At 74.8% G+C, this 15,812-nt stretch carries 12 protein-coding genes; 5 read left to right on the top strand and 7 right to left on the bottom strand.

Going from position 1 to position 15,812, the window contains the following annotated elements:
* Window positions 1-492 precede the first annotated feature (492 nt).
* The 4 genes from C2142_RS34525 to C2142_RS34510 all read left to right on the top strand — a co-directional run bounded on the left by C2142_RS34525 (window position 493) and on the right by C2142_RS34510 (window position 5,530).
* Window positions 493-2,118, top strand: a complete 1,626-nt coding sequence (locus C2142_RS34525) for a VCBS repeat-containing protein (protein WP_148646806.1) — start codon at window positions 493-495, stop codon at window positions 2,116-2,118.
* A 363-nt stretch (window positions 2,119-2,481) separates the two neighbouring features.
* A complete protein-coding gene (locus tag C2142_RS34520) occupies window positions 2,482-2,643 on the top strand; it encodes a hypothetical protein (RefSeq protein ID WP_241002951.1) in 162 nt (53 codons plus the stop codon).
* Window positions 2,640-5,009, top strand: a complete 2,370-nt coding sequence (locus C2142_RS34515; protein ID WP_346766409.1) for a heavy metal translocating P-type ATPase — start codon at window positions 2,640-2,642, stop codon at window positions 5,007-5,009. The genes C2142_RS34520 and C2142_RS34515 overlap by 4 nt, the downstream gene beginning before the upstream one ends.
* Window positions 5,006-5,530 (top strand): copper chaperone PCu(A)C, encoded by a 525-nt coding sequence (locus C2142_RS34510; protein WP_148646805.1) that lies wholly within the window; start codon window positions 5,006-5,008, stop codon window positions 5,528-5,530. Before C2142_RS34515 ends, C2142_RS34510 begins: the two co-directional genes overlap by 4 nt.
* Before the next feature lie 197 nt (window positions 5,531-5,727).
* Here C2142_RS34510 and C2142_RS34505 read toward each other — a convergent pair whose 3' ends face one another.
* Entirely contained in the window at window positions 5,728-6,597 is an 870-nt protein-coding gene (locus C2142_RS34505) for a universal stress protein (protein WP_148646804.1), read from the bottom strand.
* Between the two features lie 589 nt (window positions 6,598-7,186).
* Here C2142_RS34505 and C2142_RS34500 point away from each other — a divergent pair.
* The gene (locus C2142_RS34500; RefSeq protein ID WP_148647201.1) at window positions 7,187-8,887 is read left to right on the top strand and encodes a GAF domain-containing protein; all 1,701 of its coding nucleotides are present in this window, start codon (window positions 7,187-7,189) and stop codon (window positions 8,885-8,887) included.
* A 259-nt stretch (window positions 8,888-9,146) separates the two neighbouring features.
* Here C2142_RS34500 and C2142_RS34495 read toward each other — a convergent pair whose 3' ends face one another.
* From C2142_RS34495 to C2142_RS34470, 6 genes are all read right to left on the bottom strand, one after another.
* Complete coding sequence (locus C2142_RS34495) at window positions 9,147-10,436, bottom strand: serine hydrolase domain-containing protein (RefSeq protein ID WP_162002631.1); 1,290 nt, start codon at window positions 10,434-10,436, stop codon at window positions 9,147-9,149.
* A gap of 173 nt (window positions 10,437-10,609) precedes the next feature.
* Complete coding sequence (locus C2142_RS34490) at window positions 10,610-11,338, bottom strand: response regulator transcription factor (RefSeq protein WP_148646802.1); 729 nt, start codon at window positions 11,336-11,338, stop codon at window positions 10,610-10,612.
* A gap of 236 nt (window positions 11,339-11,574) precedes the next feature.
* Entirely contained in the window at window positions 11,575-12,120 is a 546-nt protein-coding gene (locus C2142_RS34485; RefSeq protein ID WP_148646801.1) for a hypothetical protein, read from the bottom strand.
* Window positions 12,121-12,234: 114 nt separating this feature from the next.
* Entirely contained in the window at window positions 12,235-13,920 is a 1,686-nt protein-coding gene (ctaD, locus tag C2142_RS34480; protein WP_346766408.1) for a cytochrome c oxidase subunit I, read from the bottom strand.
* A 374-nt stretch (window positions 13,921-14,294) separates the two neighbouring features.
* Window positions 14,295-14,744 (bottom strand): pyridoxamine 5'-phosphate oxidase family protein, encoded by a 450-nt coding sequence (locus C2142_RS34475; RefSeq protein WP_174315815.1) that lies wholly within the window; start codon window positions 14,742-14,744, stop codon window positions 14,295-14,297.
* Window positions 14,745-14,767: 23 nt separating this feature from the next.
* Complete coding sequence (locus C2142_RS34470; RefSeq protein ID WP_148646798.1) at window positions 14,768-15,649, bottom strand: sigma 54 modulation/S30EA ribosomal C-terminal domain-containing protein; 882 nt, start codon at window positions 15,647-15,649, stop codon at window positions 14,768-14,770.
* Window positions 15,650-15,812: the final 163 nt, after the last annotated feature.

Below are 15,812 nucleotides of genomic sequence, written 5' to 3'. Positions count from 1 at the left end.
CAGCACCCCCACCCCGCCCACCGCCGCCACGAACGCCACCGCCCGCACCGCTCTGCCGCCCCGCTTCGGCACATCCTGAACTTCGCGCACCGAGGATCCCTCTCCCGAACTCATCACCTCGGGCCCGGCGGCCCGCACGCCCCATGCTTCGCAACAACCACCCCGCTCGGCGACCCCTGCTCCCCCGTTCGGGTGGGACGGCCGCGACGGGCGACGGCGGGTGGCCGGAACCGGCCCGGGCCCGTTCCGTCCGGTCGGAAGCCCTTCCGGGTGGCCGGAGCTGCTGGAAATCTGGTGGTCGTCAGCCGGGGAACCGGCTCACCGCACCCCGAGAACGCGGGCCGGAGCGGGCCCCCGGGCCTCGCCCAGCGCCCTCCCACGGCCTGTCCTGTACGCGCAGCGCAGGCCGGTTCTCCCGCGCCGTCGCATGGCGGCGGCCGCCGCGACGGCGCCTACCGTCCTGGCATCCCATCACCCGGTCTGGAGACCTCCATGTCTGTTTCGCGTCCCGCCGTCCGCCTCGCCGCCACGCTCCTCGCGGCCGGGCTCTCCGCGCTGACCCTCGGTGCCGCCCCCGCACACGCCGGGCCGGAGCCGGTCGGAGCGGGCACGGCGGTCCCCGGGACGAACGACAAGGGCGGCGCGGGTCAGGGCCCGTCCACCTGGCCCAAGAGCCAGGCCGCACCCGGGTCGGGTGCGGCGGCCACGCTCGCCTCGGCCCGGATCACCCGGGACGAGGCCCTCGCCCGGGCCGATTCATGGGTCAACCTCGGCCTCGGCTACAGCTGGACCACCTACCACGACGGCTACCGCCAAGACTGCTCCGGCTACGTCTCGATGGCCTGGAAGCTCGGGACGCCGGGCCTGGACACGACCAGCTTCGTCCCCAGCGGCGTCGCCTCCTGGATCAACAAGGGCGACCTCAAGCCCGGCGACGCGCTGCTGAACGACGCGGCCGGCGCCAGCGGCCACATCATCATGTTCGACCACTGGGCGGACCCGGGCCACACCTCCTACGTGGGTTACGAGTTCACGGGCAGCGGCGTCCACCACCGCACCATCCCCTACCCGTACTTCCCCGGGTACGGCACCTACCGGCCCGCCCGGAACAACAGCATCGTCGACACCCCCACCACCCCGCCGGTGACCGCCCACCCCCGTCTGGACTTCAACGGCGACGGCAAGGCCGACGTCGCCGGCAAGCTCTCCGACGGGAACCTCCTGCTCTGGACCGGCAACGGCAACGGCACCCTCAACACCGCCAGCGGCTACAGCATGTGGCCCGACAACGGCTTCAACGCCGTCAGCGACCTGGTGGCGGCGGACTTCAACGGCGACGGCAAGACGGACATCGCCGGCAAGCTCTCCGACGGAAGCCTGCTCCTGTGGACCGGCAACGGCGACGGCACCCTCAACACCGCCAGCGGCTACAGCATGTGGCCGGGCACCGGCTTCGGCGCCGTCAACAGCCTCGTCGCCGGTGACTTCAACGGCGACGGCAAGGCCGACATCGCCGGCAAGCTCTCCGACGGAAGCCTGCTCCTGTGGACCGGCAACGGCGACGGCACCCTCAACACCGCCAGCGGCTACAGCATGTGGCCGGGCACCGGCTTCGGCGCCGTCAACAGCCTCGTCGCCGGTGACTTCAACGGCGACGGCAAGGCCGACATCGCCGGCAAGCTCTCCGACGGAAGCCTGCTCCTGTGGACCGGCAACGGCGACGGCACCCTCAACACCGCCAGCGGCTACAGCATGTGGCCGGGCACCGGCTTCGGCGCCGTCAGCAACCTGGTGGCGGCGGACTTCAACGGCGACGGCAAGACGGACATCGCCGGCAAGCTCTCCGACGGCAACCTCCTCCTGTGGACCGGCAACGGCAACGGCACCCTCAACACCGCCAGCGGCTACAGCATGTGGCCCGACAACGGCTTCAACGCCGTCAACAGCCTCGTCGCCGACGACTTCAACGGCGACGGCAAGGCCGACATCGCCGGCAAGCTCTCCGACGGCAACCTCCTCCTCTGGACCGGCAACGGCAACGGCACCCTCAACACCGCCAGCGGCTACAGCATGTGGCCCGACAACGGCTTCAACGCTGTCAGCCCGCTCATCGGCTAACGGCTCTCCACGGCCGGTGCGGGGGCGACGAGGCCGAGCCGCTGAACCGGCTCGGCGGCGCCCCGGATCGTCCACCCCCCGGCCACAGCACACCCACCCGGTGCCGGTCCCTCCCCCAGGGACCGGCACCTCCTGGCCCGGGACCGTCACCACAGGAACGCCGACGGGTGGACCCCCAACGCGATGACCAGGATCGCCGGGAGCAGCGGGTGGGCCGGTGAGCGCGGGGCCGCCACGCAGCCCGACCGCACGGGACGCCCTCGGCCGGTGGTGTGACCAGGGCCATGTCGACCGTACGGGAACCAACGGAGGTGGCGGGCCGACTGGTGGGGCGTGAGTGCGATGTCGCCGGGTGGCCGGCCGTTGAGTGTGCTGGCGGGGTTCGCCCTGCTGTTGGTGGTGGTGTTCGGGGTCGCCTTCGCCGTGGGGCGGGCGGCCGGGCCGGTGTCGCCGGGGCTGACGCCCGGGAGCGGGGGCGGCGGGAAACCCGGGATGAGCGGGCACGACATGGGGGCGGGCCGGTGAGCGCGGTCGCGGACACCGAGGCCGGAGTGCTGGTCAGCACCGATCTCGCGGTCGGCGGGATGACCTGTGCGGCCTGCGTGGGCCGGGTGGAGAAGCGGCTGGCGCGGATCAAGGGCGTCACGGCCGGTGTCAACCTGGCGACCGGGCGGGCGCGGGTGCTGCACCCGGCCGGGGTGGGCGTCGAGGAGCTGGTCGCGGCCGTCGAACGGGCCGGGTACACGGCCGAGTTGGCCGTGGCCGGGCAGGCCCCGGCGGACCGGGAGGAGGAGCCCGGGCAGCGGTGGCGGCTGCTGGTGACGGCGCTGCTGGCCGTCCCGGTGGTGGTGCTGTCGATGGTGCCGTCCCTGCAGTTCCCGGCCTGGCAGTGGGTCTGCTTCGGGCTGGCGGTGCCGGTGGTGACGTGGGGCTCGGCCGGGTTCCACCGGCGGGCGTGGCAGGGCCTGCGGCACGCCGCGGCGACCATGGACACGCTGGTGAGCCTGGGCGTGGTGGCGTCGTTCGGCTGGTCCGCGTACGCGCTGCTGTTCGGCGGGGCCGGGGCGATCGGCATGCGGATGCCGTTCTCGCTGACCGCGGACGGCGGCGGCGCGGCGCACGTCTACCTGGAGGCGGCCGTCGGGGTGCCGCTCTTCGTGCTGGCCGGGCGGCTGTTGGAGGGCCGGGTGCGACGGCGCAGCGGTTCGGCCCTGCGGGCGCTGGCCGAGCTGGGGGCGAAGGAGGTGTGCGTCCGCGACCCGGAGTCCGGCGAGGAACGACTGCTGCCGATCGAACAGCTGCTGCCCGGAAGGGAGTTCGTGGTGCGGCCGGGCGAGCGGGTGGCCACCGACGGCGTGGTGGTCGAGGGCGGCTCCGCGCTCGACCTGAGCCTGCTGACCGGCGAAAGCGTGCCCGTGGAGGTCGGCCCCGGGGATGCGGTGGCGGGCGCGACGGTCAACGTCGGCGGCGCGCTGGTGGTCCGGGCGACCGCGGTCGGCGCCGACACCCAGCTGGCCCGGATCACCGCGCTGGTCGCGGACGCCCAGGCGGGCAAGGCCCGGGCGCAGCGGCTGGCGGACGCGGTGGCCGGGGTGTTCGTGCCCTGCGTGCTGGCGGTGGCGGTCTGTGTGCTGGGCTTCTGGCTCGGTGCGGGGACCGACCCCCAGGCGGCGGTGACGGCGGCGGTCGCCGTCCTGGTGGTGGCCTGCCCGTGCGCACTGGGCCTGGCCACGCCGACCGCACTGCTGGCGGCGACCGGGCGGGGCGCCGAACTGGGCGTCCTGGTACGTGGTCCGGAGGTGCTGGAGAGCCTGCGCCGGATCGACACCGTGGTGCTGGACAAGACCGGCACGCTGACCACCGGGCGAATGGAGCTCGCCGAACTGACCACCGTGCCCGGGGTGGGCGAGGACCAGGTGCTGCGGCTGGTGGGAGCCGTCGAGCACCGTTCGGAGCACCCCATCGGGAGGGCCGTCGTGGGGGCGGCCCGGGACCGGTGCGGCTCCGGGCCCCTTCCGGCGGTGGCCGGTTTCACGGCCACCGCCGGAGTCGGGGTGTCCGGCACGGTCGAGGGACGGCTGGTGCGGGTGGTCCGGCCGGACGACGCCACGGGCCTGCTGCCGGCCGCGCTGGCCGAAGCACTGACCCGCGCCGGGGAGGCCGGGCGGACGCCGGTGGTGGCGGAGCTGGACGGGCGGCCGGTCGCCGTCCTCGCGGTCGGCGACACGCTGCGCTCCGGCAGCTGGCGGGCGGTCCACCGGCTGCGCGGGATGGGCCTGGAGCCGGTCCTGCTGACCGGGGACGGCCCCGGCGCGGCCCGGGCGGTCGCCGGCGAGCTGGGCATCGAGCAGGTGCACGCCTCGGCCTCGCCCGAGCGCAAGGCCGAGGTCGTCGCCGGGCTGAAGGCCGCGGGGCGGACGACGGCGGTGGTCGGTGACGGCGTCAACGACGCGGTCGCGCTCGCCTCCGCCGACCTCGGGGTCGCCCTGGCCTCCGGCAGTGACGCCGCGATCGGCGCCGCCGGGCTGACCCTGGTCCGCGGCGACATCGAGGCGGTGGTGGACGCCGTGCGGCTGGCCCGGCGGACGCTGGCCACGATCCGGGTCAACCTGCTGTGGGCGTTCGGGTACAACGTGGTGCTGATCCCGCTGGCGGCGGTCGGCGTGCTGAACCCGATGCTGGCGGCGGTGGCGATGTCGCTCAGCTCGCTGCTGGTGGTGGGGAACAGCCTGCGGCTGCGCACCTGGCAGCCGGGGCGGGGCGGCCGGGACGGCTCTGGCGGACCGGGTCGCTCGGGCCAACCGGGCCACTCGGGCGGCCGGGGTCGCTCGGGCGGCCAGGGCCCTGGTGGCAGGGCCGGGCGCGGGCGGCGGCCGGGGGCGGGCCGGTGAGGGCGCTGTTCTCCGGCCGGGCGGCGGAGCGGGTCCGGGCATCGGAGCGGGTCCGGGCGGTCGGACCGCCGGTCGCGGCGGCCGGGGTGGCGCTGGCGCTGCTCTCCGGATGGACGGCGGCCGGCGGGGCCGGGCGGCCGCGCCCGGTGGAGGCCGGACCGGGGTGGCTGCTCCTGCCGACGGCCGGCGGATCGACCGCCACCGCGGCGTTCTTCACGGTCCGCAACCCGGGCGATGTTCCCGACGAACTGACCGGTGCCAGTTGGGAGTTCGGCGGACGCATCACGCTCAAGCGGCACCGGCACCAGGGCGCGTCCGGCCGCTGGGAGCCGGTCGCGGCGCTGCCGGTGCCGGAGCGCGGCGAGCTGGCGATGTCACCGGAGGACGCGGACCTGATGATCACCAGTCCGCCGGCGCTGCGGGCCGGGCAGTGGGTGGAGTTCACGCTGAGCTTCCGCCACAGCCCCGACCTGAAGGTGCGGGCCGAGGTCGTCCCGCCGGGCGGCAGGCGCAGCGGCTGAGCCGGGGCGGGCGCAGCGCCTGAGCAGGGCAGGCGCAGCGGCCCACCAGCCGGGCACGCCCGGGTAGCCGCAGACGCCCGGGGAGCCGGAGACACCCGGGGACCGGACATGGCTGGACAGCAGAGCACGGCTGAGCGGCCGGGCCTCGTAAGGGGCCCGGCCGCTCAGCCGTGGGCGCCGGGGACCCGGCGGTCCGCTCAGTCGTGCGGGACCACCGCCACCGGCGCGTACGCGTGGTGGATCACCGCGTGGGCGACCCGGCCGAGCCGCGGGCCCAGGTCGTGCGGACGGCGGCGCCGGCCGACCACCACCAGGTCGGCCGTCGCGGAGGCCTCGACCAGCGCGCGGGCGGCGCCGAGCCGCACCTCCTCGACCACCTCCGTCTCCGGGTGACGCTCGCGCCACCCGGCGAGGGCGAGGGCGAGTCCCTTGGCCTCCAGTGCCTCGATCTCGCCCAGGTCGGCCTGCGACGGGATGAAGCCCACGGTTGCGAACGCCGGCGGCAGGTCCCAGCCGTGGACGGCCCGGAGCCTGGCGCCGCGCAGTCCGGCCTCCCGGAAGGCGAAGGCGAGCACGGAGTCGTCCGGGTCCTGGGTGTCGATGCCGACGAGGACCTCCCCGGGCTCGCCGGGCGCCGCCTCGGGGCGCTCCCGCACCGGCCGGACCAGCACCACCGGCGCGGCACTGCGGGCGGCGGTCGCCATGCTGACCGAGCCGACCAGCAGCTCGGCGAAGCCGCCGAGGCCGCGCGAGCCGAGCACCAGCAGACCGGCGTTCCCGGCGGCGGACACCAGGCCGTCCACCGCGGCGTCGAGGACCACGTCGGTGTTCACGGAGAGGCCGGGGTGGCGGTCGCGCACGGCCGCCGCGGTGTCGGCCAGCATCCGCCGGGCGACGGCGGGCGGCGAGTCCTCCTCGACGAAGGCGGACCGGCCGTCGGTCAGCCAGGGCCAGGCGTGCACCAGGCGCAGCGGGGCGCCGCGGCGGACCGCCTCCTCGGCGGCCCAGTGGGCGGCTGCGGTGCTCTCGGACGAGCCGTCGACTCCGACCAGAACGGGGGGCGTCATGAGGGGGATTCCTTCCGCTGCGGGCCACCAGGGTCGGGCGGCGCGTCCTGACGCACCGTCCGATGCCTCCACTCTGGCCGCCGGGGCGGGGTGCCGCCCAGTGCCGCAGGGCCCCCGGCGGCAGGGCCGTTGGTCCCGTGCGGCACGGCCGGCACCGGCTCACGGGGCGGACCCCGCCCTACCGGCCGGGTGGGCACGGGCACTACCGTGAATCCGACAATCCTCCTGGTCGGGCGACCCGGGGACGGTCCGGACACAACGGGGCAGAGTGACGAGGAGGACGCCGGTGGGCGGCGCGGACGGTACGCGGGCGGGCACGGACGGCACGCGGACGGACACCGGCGCTCCGGCGGGCCCCGGCTGCCCCGCGGCCGACGGTACCGGCCCTGCCCGGGGTGCCGGCCACACCCCGGACACCGGCCGCACCCCGGGCAGCGGCCACACCCCGGACACCGGCCGCACCCCGGGCAGCGGCCGCACCCCGGGCAGCGGCCACACCCCGGACACCGGCCGCACCCCGGGCAGCGGCCGCACCCCGGGCAGCGGCAGGGCGGACGGCGGCGGCAGGGCGGACGGCGGCGCCGCGCGGATGCCGCAGCTGCGCCTCGACGAGCTGCTGGAGGAGCTCCAGTGGCGGATCGACGCGGCACGCGGCACCCGGGACCGGGTGCACAGCCTGCTGGAGGCGGTGCTGGCGGTCGGCCGGGAGCTGGACCTCGCCCAGGCACTGCACCGGATCGTCGAGGCCGCCGCCGACCTGGTCGACGCCCGCTACGCCGCGCTCGGTGTGATCGGCTCGGACGGACACACGCTCTCGCAGTTCCTGACGGTCGGCCTGACGCCGGAGGAGATCGCGGCGATCGGGCCGCTGCCGTCGGGTCGCGGCATTCTGGGCGAGCTGATCAGCCACCCTCGGCCGCTGCGCTGCCCAGTGCTGGCCGAGCACCCGGCGTCCGTCGGCTTCCCGGCCAACCACCCGCCGATGCACACCTTCCTCGGGGTGCCGGTGCGGGTGCGCGGCGAGGTGTTCGGCAACCTGTACCTCACCGACAAGCGCGGCGGGCTGGACTTCGACGCCGACGACGAGGCGGTCATCGCCACGCTCGCGGTCGCGGCCGGGGTGGCCATCGACAACGCCCGCCTGTACGAGGAGGCGCAGCGGCGCCAGCGCTGGCTCCGGGCGAGCGCGGAGATCACCCGCAGCCTGCTGTCGGGCGCGCCGCGGCTGGAGGTGGTGGAGCTGATCGCCAGCCGGGCGCGGGAGATCGCCGGGGCCGAGCTGGCCGACGTCTCGGTCGCCCTGGCCGGGCCCGACGAGCGGGCCGAGGAGCTGACCGTGGAGGTGGCGCTGGGCGGCGACCCGGGCGTCCGGCTCGGGGTGACGGTGCCGGTGGACGGCACGCTCTCCGGCGCCGCGTACGCCTGCGGCTCACCGGTGACCAGTGACGGGCTGGCCTGCGACGCCCGGTTCGCGGCCGGGCCGCCCGGGCGGTTCGACGGCCTCGGGCCGGCGGTGGCGGTGCCGCTGGGTACCGGCGCGGGGTTCGGCCGGGGGGTGCTGCTGCTGGCCCGGGCGATCGGGCGGCCACCGTTCACGGCGGAGGAGACGGGCCCGCTGCTGGGCTTCGCCGACCAGGCCGCGCTCGCTCTGGAGCTGGCCGAACGGCGGCGTGACGCCGAGCAGTTGGCGCTACTGGAGGACCGTGACCGGATCGCCCGGGACTTGCACGACCTGGCCATCCAGCGGCTCTTCGCCACCGGGATGACCCTGCAGAGCGCGGGTCGGCTGATCGAGAGCCCGGGCGCGGCGGACCGGGTGGGCCGGGCGGTCGCCGACCTGGACGAGACGATCAAGATCATCCGCTCGACCATCTTCGGGCTGCGCGCCCACAACGAGCCGGACCGGGGCCTGCGGGCCCACGCGACCCGGGTCGTCGGCGAGGCACGGACGACGCTGGGCTTCGCGCCGCGGCTCGCCATGGAGGGGCTGCTCGACACCGACGTGCCGCAGGAGCTGGCCGACCACGTGCTGGCCGTCCTCGGTGAGGCGCTCAGCAACGCGGCCAGGCACGCCCGGGCGGGCAGGGTCGAGGTGGACCTTCGGGTGGCCGACGACCGGGTTCGGCTCACCGTCACGGACGACGGGGTCGGGGTGCCGGAGGGCGGGCGGCGCAGCGGCCTGCGCAACCTCGCCGAGCGGGCGGAGAGGGCGGGCGGCGACTTCGAGCTCCGGGCGGGCGAGGACGGCGGCACCCGGTTGGTGTGGTCGGCACCGCTGGGCCCGCAGTAGTGCCGGCCGGCGGTGGCAGCGACGGTCCGTAGTGCCGGCCGCCGGCAGGACCGACCGGCGGTGACAGCGACCGTCCGTGGGACCGGCCGGCGGCGGCACCGGCCGGCGGCGGCACGCGGGGCGTACTCCCGCCTCGCGTGCCACCGCCGCGAACCGTGTCGGGTCGCACCCGGCAGGTCGTGCCCGGCGATCAGCCCGACTGTGCAGGGTCGACCGGTCAGGCCCGGCCGACCCTGCACGGCCGACCGGGCCCGGCGGGTCAGATGCGGGTGTCCTCCACGACGGGGACGAGGTCGCGGGGCGCCGCGCCGCCCTGCCGCCCGTCGTCGGCCCCCGGCGAGGTCAGCGTGCGGGGTGCGGCGGCGGGGGCGGGCTGCTTGCCGCAGAAGGCGGGCTCCAGCGCGTTCATCAGGCCCTGGGTCACGCTGCCGTTGTTGGAGGCGTTGGCGAAGACGACGACACTGCGGCGGCCGTCCGGGGTCGTGAACGACTGGGTCTGGAAGCCCTGGACGATCCCGCCGTGGCCGAACACGTTGCCGCAGGACAGCGCGATCTGCCGCAGCCCCAGCCCGTAGCTGATCTTCGCGGTGGGGGTGGGCAGCACGCTGGTCATCTGCTTCAGCGAGTCGTCCGAGACCAGCCCGCCGGCGCTGCCGGCCATCAGCGTGGTGAGGAAGCGGTCCATGTCACGGGCGGAGGAGACGACCGCGCCGGCGCTCCAGACCCAGGAGGCGGTCTGCTCGGTGGAGTCCAGCAGCGGCTTGGAGCGGTCGTCGTTGGTCAGGTAGCCGGTGACGTGCCGCCCCTCGATCCCCTCCTCCGGCACCTCGAAGGACGTCCGGCGCAGGTCCAGCTTGTCGATGACCTCGTCGCGCAGCACGTCGGCGTACGGGCGGCCGGTGATGTGCTCCACCGCCAGGCCCATCAGCACGAAGTCCGTGTTCGAGTACGAGTAGCGCGACCCCGGCGTGTACTGCACACCGTGCGCGACCGACATCGACACCAGCTTCGCGGGGTCGTAGACGTTGTGGCGGATGCGCGCCTCGAAGGCGCTGGTGGTCTCCTCCCCGGCCTGCTCCAGGAGGTCGTTGGTGTGGTCGTAGACGCCGGCGCGGTGCTCCATCACCTGGCGGCCGGTCATCGTCCAGCCCTCGGGCAGTGTGCCGGCCGGGAGGTAGTCGCGCAGCGGCTTGTCCAGGTCGATCCTGCCCTGCTCGACGAGCTGCATGACCAGCACCGCGGTGAACATCTTGCTGTTGCTGCCGACCCGGAACCGCCAGTCGGCGTTCATCGGCGTCCCGTCCAGATCGGCCTTGCCGACCGTCAGCGAGACCTTGCCCTCGGTCGCGCCGTGATCCCTGATCACCGCGAACGCGCCCGGCGCTCCCGCGTTCACCGCGGCCTGCAGCGCCGCACGCACCCCGGCGGTGTCCGGCACCGCCGCTGTCGCCGCCGCCGGCGCCGCCACCGCACCCGTCGCTCCCGTGGCCACGACCACCACACCGGCCGCAGCCGCGGCCAGCGAACGCAGGAATCCAACCCGTGCCATCAGAAATCCCCCTGACATCTCGTCACCTGGAACATCAGGTCCCGGCGGGACCAAGATCCAATATCCCGGATGGGGGGTCGTCCGACAAAACAGGCCCGGCCGTGACTGCCCCTAAGGGCAGACCGACGGCCGATCGCCGGACCGGGACGGGCGGCGGCGGCCGGCCGGCGGGTTCAGCCGCGCAGGGCTCCGGGCGTCCGCAGCCGAGCCGGCTGCGCGGCCTCGCCGGCCCGGCGCACCTCGGTGGCGATCAGCGCGGCCTGGACGCGCCGCTCCACCCCCAGCTTGGCCAGCAGCCGCGAGACGTGGTTCTTCACCGTCTTCTCGGCGAGGTAGAGCCGCTCGCCGATCTGGCGGTTGGTCAGTCCCTCGCCGATCAGCGCCAGCACCTCCTGCTCGCGCACGGTCAGCTCCGGCCCGTGCGGGGCCGGCTGCGCCGGTCCGGCGTCGTTGCGCAGCCGGTTGAGCAGGCGCGTCGCGGCGCCGGGATCGAGCATCGAGCGGCCGGAGGCGACGGTGCGCACGGCCGCGACCAGGTCGGTGCCGCTGATCTGCTTGAGGACGTACCCGGCGGCGCCCGCCATCACGGCGTCGAGCAGCGCCTCCTCGTCGTCGAAGGAGGTGAGCATCAGACAGGCGAGGTCCGGCATGCGGGAGCGCAGTTCGCGGCAGACGGCCACGCCGTCACCGTCGCCGAGCCGCACGTCCAGGACGGCGACGTCGGGGCGCAGCGCGGGCACCCGGACGAGGGCCTGTTCTGCGGTGGCCGCCTCGCCGATCACCTCCAGGTCCGGCTCGCCGTCCAGCAGGTCGTGGACTCCCCGGCGCACCACCTCGTGGTCGTCCAGCAGGAACACCCTGACCGGCGCGGGCGCCCCGGTGCCGGTCGTCTCGCTCGCCATCGTGCGGCTCCGCCTTCCTCGTACGCGGCACGCACCAGCTGCGGGCCCTCCGCATCATCCCCGACCGGGCCGCGCCGCCCCAGGGCCCAAGGACCCCATTCCGCGCCGGGCCCGGGGACCTGATGCGTCTGCCCGGGCCGGGACCGCGTTCGTCCGCACGGGCCGGGACCGCGTTCGTCCGCGCGACCCGAGGGGCGGGTTCGTCCGCACGGCCCGGGTGACCCGTCCGGCGGCGTTCAGGAGTGGTGGCGGCGCACGTCGCCCACGCCGATCAGCAGGAAGGCCGCGCAGACCACGGCCGCGCTGCCCGCCGCGGTGGCGAGGCGCGGTGCGAGCGGGCCGCCGCCGGACAGCAGGATGGAGACGGCGCCGAGCGAGGAGACCGCGAGGCCGACGAGCAGCCAGCCCAGCAGCGTGCGTGCGCCGGGCCCCCGGCCGGGGCGCGGGACGCGCGGTGCGGGGCCGGCGTCGAGCATCGCCCAGCGGAGGCCGTCCTCGCGCAGCTCGGCGCGGCGCTGCCGGTGGGCGCGGATCCGCAGGATGACGCCGGCCACCAGGCCCGCCAGGGCGAGCCGGGCGGCGGGTTCCCACCCCGGCACCACCAGCAGGAGTCCGCCGGCCATGGCCAGGGCGGCCCACCAGAGGACGCAGGCCGCGGCGGCGGTGCGGGCGGACCGGGGGCGGTCGTCACCCGCCTGGAGGTCGGCGATGGCGGGCAGGTACCAGACGCAGCCGGACGCGGTCACGGCAGCGGTGCCGATCGCCAGAACGGTGTGGTGCATGGTGGGCACTCCTCAGCCGGTGGGTTCGACTCCGGGGAGGGACGCTCCCCGGGGGGCCGTCCCCGCCCGCCCGGGGGCATCGGTGCGGGCGGGGACGGCGTTCGGGGCCGTCGGTCAGTCCGACGGTGTCTTCAGTGCCCGGCGGCGCGGCGCCGGGGCGTCGTAGTTCGCGGGGACCACGCCGGCCAGGTGCTTCGCCGGCTCGCCGTTGTTCTCCAGGTGGTCGCGGGCGGCGATCTCCGGGTGGTGCAGGTCGAAGGCCGGGGACTCGGAACGGATCCGCGGCAGGGTGACGAAGTTGTGCCGCGGCGGCGGGCAGGAGGTGGCCCACTCCAGCGAACGACCGTACCCCCAGGGGTCGTCCACGGTGACCTTCTCGCCGTACTTGGCGGTCTTCCAGACGTTGTAGAGGAACGGCAGGATCGACAGGCCCAGCAGGAACGAGCCGAGGGTGGAGACCGTGTTGAGGGCGGTGAAGCCGTCCGAGGCCAGGTAGTCGGCGTAGCGGCGCGGCATGCCCTCGGCGCCCAGCCAGTGCTGGACCAGGAAGGTGGCGTGGAAGCCGATGGTGAGCGTCCAGAAGCTGATCCGCCCGAGCCGCTCGTCCAGCATCTTCCCGGTCATCTTGGGCCACCAGAAGTGGAAGCCCGCCATCATCGCGTACACCACGGTGCCGAACAGCGTGTAGTGGAAGTGCGCGACGACGAAGTACGAGTCGGAGACGTGGAAGTCGATCGGCGGCGCGGCCAGGAGAACACCCGTCAGGCCGCCGAACAGGAAGGTGACGAGGAAGCCGACGGTCCAGAGCATCGGGGTCTCGAAGCTCAGCGAGCCCTTCCACATCGTCCCGACCCAGTTGAAGAACTTGACGCCGGTCGGCACGGCGATCAGGAAGGTCATGAAGGAGAAGAAGGGCAGCAGTACCTGGCCCGTCACGTACATGTGGTGCGCCCAGACCGTGACCGAGAGGCCCGCGATGGCGACGGTGGCGGCGATCAGGCCCGCGTAGCCGAACATCGGCTTGCGGGAGAAGACCGGGATGACCTCCGACACGATCCCGAAGAACGGCAGGGCGAGGATGTACACCTCGGGGTGGCCGAAGAACCAGAACAGGTGCTGCCAGAGCATCGCGCCGCCGTTGGCCGGGTCGAAGACGTGCGAGCCGAACTTGCGGTCGCACTCCAGCGCCAGCAGCGCGGCGGCGAGCACCGGGAAGACCATCAGGACGAGGACCGAGGTCAGCAGCACGTTCCAGCAGAAGATGGACATCCGGAACATGGTCAGGCCCGGGGCGCGCATGCAGATGATGGTGGTGATGAAGTTGACCGCACCGAGGATGCTGCCGAAGCCGGAGAGCGTGACGCCCATGATCCACATGTCGGCGCCCACGCCGGGCGAGTGGACCGCATCGGAGAGCGGCGCGTAGAGGAACCAGCCGAAGTCGGCGGCGCCCTGCGGGGTGGCGAAGCCGGCCGCGGCGATCAACGAGCCGAACATGAACAGCCAGTAGGCCAGCATGTTCAGCCGCGGGAAGGCGACGTCCGGGGCACCGATCTGGAGCGGCATGATCCAGTTGGCGAAGCCCGTGAACAGCGGCATCGCGAAGAGCAGCAGCATCACCGAACCGTGCATGGTGAAGGCCTGGTTGAACTGCTCGTTGGAGAGGATCTGCGTCCCCGGCCGGGCGAGTTCGGCGCGCATGACCAGCGCGAGGACGCCACCGATCAGGAAGAACCCGAACGCCGACACCAGGTACATCGAGCCGATCGTCTTGTGGTCGGTGGTCGTCAGCAACCTCACCAGGGCGGATCCGGGCCGACGGACCGGCACCCCTCCCGGCCGTGCTGCGGACGGCTGCGGCGCGCTGTCGCCCCTTGCCTCTATGGCACTCAAGGACGCACTCCTTCGAAAACCTCTGCGGATGGTGGCGATCCATGATCGAAGCTCGGAACCGCCGCGTCCCAGGGCCGTTGGACCCAGCCGTCCCGGGCCGGTGGGCCTCCCTCCGGGGCCGCCGGCCGGGACTTCCGCCACCGCGCCGACCGCCCCTACCCACGACGCGCACACGCCCACCGCCCTACCGCCACACCCGCCGCCGGGCATGCCGAAACACCGGTGCGGGCCGGGGAGTCGGTACGCACTCCCCTGGCCCGCACCGGTGCTGTCCCGGGCCGCTACGCGATGCCGGGCGGGTCCTCGGTGAGCCGGTAGCCGGTGACCAGGTCGGGCCGGATCGCCACCGTGTGGTCCATCGCGGACGCCACCCACGGGCTCAACAGCGCACGGTAGCGGGCGAGTTGCTCGGGATCGGTGACCGGCCGGGCGTAGCCGGTGACGACCACGCTCCAGCCCAGACGGGTCAACGGATCGATGGCGTCCGCCTCGTAGGCCACCACGACACCGGCCGTGTCCGCCCCCAGCGCCTCCATGGTCAGCGCCGCGCCGTCGTGGGTGCGGATCACGATCTCGTCGTCGACGAGCAGGTGGTTGACGGGCCTGATGGCCGGCAGCGCCCGTGCGGTGAACACGATCCGCCCGAACGGTGCGCCGCCCAACAACCGCAGCGCCTCGGCGCGTTCGACCGGCACCAGGTGGCGCGGCGGCACCTCGGCGGCGAGCAGCAGTCCGGCCCGCCCGGCCTCGCCGCTCACGGGGTGGCCGCGATCAGACCGAGCCCGCCGTCGTGGCGCCGGTAGAGCACGCGCCCGCGCCGGGTGCCGGGCTGGGCGAAGAAGAGGAACGGAAGGTCCGCCCCGGAGAGCCGCTCCACCGCTTGCTCCTCCGTCAACTCCGGTGCACCACAGGGGCTCACCGTGAGCGGGACGGCCGGCCTTGTCGGCGGCGCGGCAGCCGTCGTACGGGCCAGCCGGTAGCCGGTGGGGCCGACCCGGTAGACGACGGCGTCGGTCTCGGTGGCCGGGTCGGTGAACAGGTGGATGTCGAAGTCCATCGCGTCCATGGTCCGGGCCGCCGCGTCGGGCGAACACCACACCAGGGCGGCCCGCTTGCGGCGGACGATCCGCTCCGGCCCTGCGCCGTACGGCACTTCGGTGCAGGGGTCGGCCGCGAGCAGTCCCGCGCCGGCCCGTACGGGCTCGCGTCCACCCCGGGGCGCGGCCTGCCCGGGGACGCCGGCGAGCGGCCCCCGGGCACGCGTCCGGCGGGACCAGGGCCGGGGCGTCCAGCCCGAGGCGGCGGAGGCGATCCGGCCGCGCAGGCCGTCCGCCAGCCGGTCCAGCGCCTCGCCGAGATCGGCGGCGCTCTCCTGGACCCTGATCCGCCGGCCGTCCACCTCGGCGTTGACCTGCGCCAGCACCGTCGCCGCGCCCGCAGCGCCGGCCGCTCCCCCCGTGCCGGTCACTGCCCCCGTGCCGGCCGCTCCCCCCGTGCCGACCGCGCCCACCCGCACCCGCAGCGCCTCCACCAAGGCGTCGGCCCCGTTCACCACGGCCGCGATCCGGGCCCTGGCGTCGGCCGCCACGCCTCCCGGCATCCCCTCGCACACCTGCACCGTGATCAACTCACCCATTTCCGGCCTCTCCCGTCCCGCCACTCGGACTTCCGTACTTCCACGTCCTGCCACGTCTGCCCCCGGCGCGCCCCGCGCACACACCGGCGCGCGATCACGATCCCTCCGCCGCTCCGAACCGGACAAGGGCCGAACGGCCCCATGGCCCCCGGCCGCCCTGTCC

The sequence above is a fragment of the Streptomyces sp. CB01881 genome, from assembly GCF_002953255.1.
In the GTDB taxonomy this organism is placed as follows: domain Bacteria; phylum Actinomycetota; class Actinomycetes; order Streptomycetales; family Streptomycetaceae; genus Kitasatospora.
The sequence above is the reverse complement of the archived record's forward strand: the minus strand, read 5'-3'. Positions and strand labels throughout refer to the sequence as shown.

Excerpts from the sequence above, each read along its gene's own strand:
- C2142_RS34525 (WP_148646806.1), top strand. The coding sequence starts at position 493 with ATGTCTGTTTCGCGTCCCGCCGTCCGCCTCGCCGCCACGCTCCTCGCG.
- C2142_RS34505 (WP_148646804.1), bottom strand. The coding sequence starts at position 6,597 with ATGACGCCCCCCGTTCTGGTCGGAGTCGACGGCTCGTCCGAGAGCACC.
- C2142_RS34500 (WP_148647201.1), top strand. The coding sequence starts at position 7,187 with ATGCCGCAGCTGCGCCTCGACGAGCTGCTGGAGGAGCTCCAGTGGCGG.
- C2142_RS34495 (WP_162002631.1), bottom strand. The coding sequence starts at position 10,436 with ATGGCACGGGTTGGATTCCTGCGTTCGCTGGCCGCGGCTGCGGCCGGT.
- C2142_RS34490 (WP_148646802.1), bottom strand. The coding sequence starts at position 11,338 with ATGGCGAGCGAGACGACCGGCACCGGGGCGCCCGCGCCGGTCAGGGTG.
- C2142_RS34485 (WP_148646801.1), bottom strand. The coding sequence starts at position 12,120 with ATGCACCACACCGTTCTGGCGATCGGCACCGCTGCCGTGACCGCGTCC.
- C2142_RS34470 (WP_148646798.1), bottom strand. The coding sequence starts at position 15,649 with ATGGGTGAGTTGATCACGGTGCAGGTGTGCGAGGGGATGCCGGGAGGC.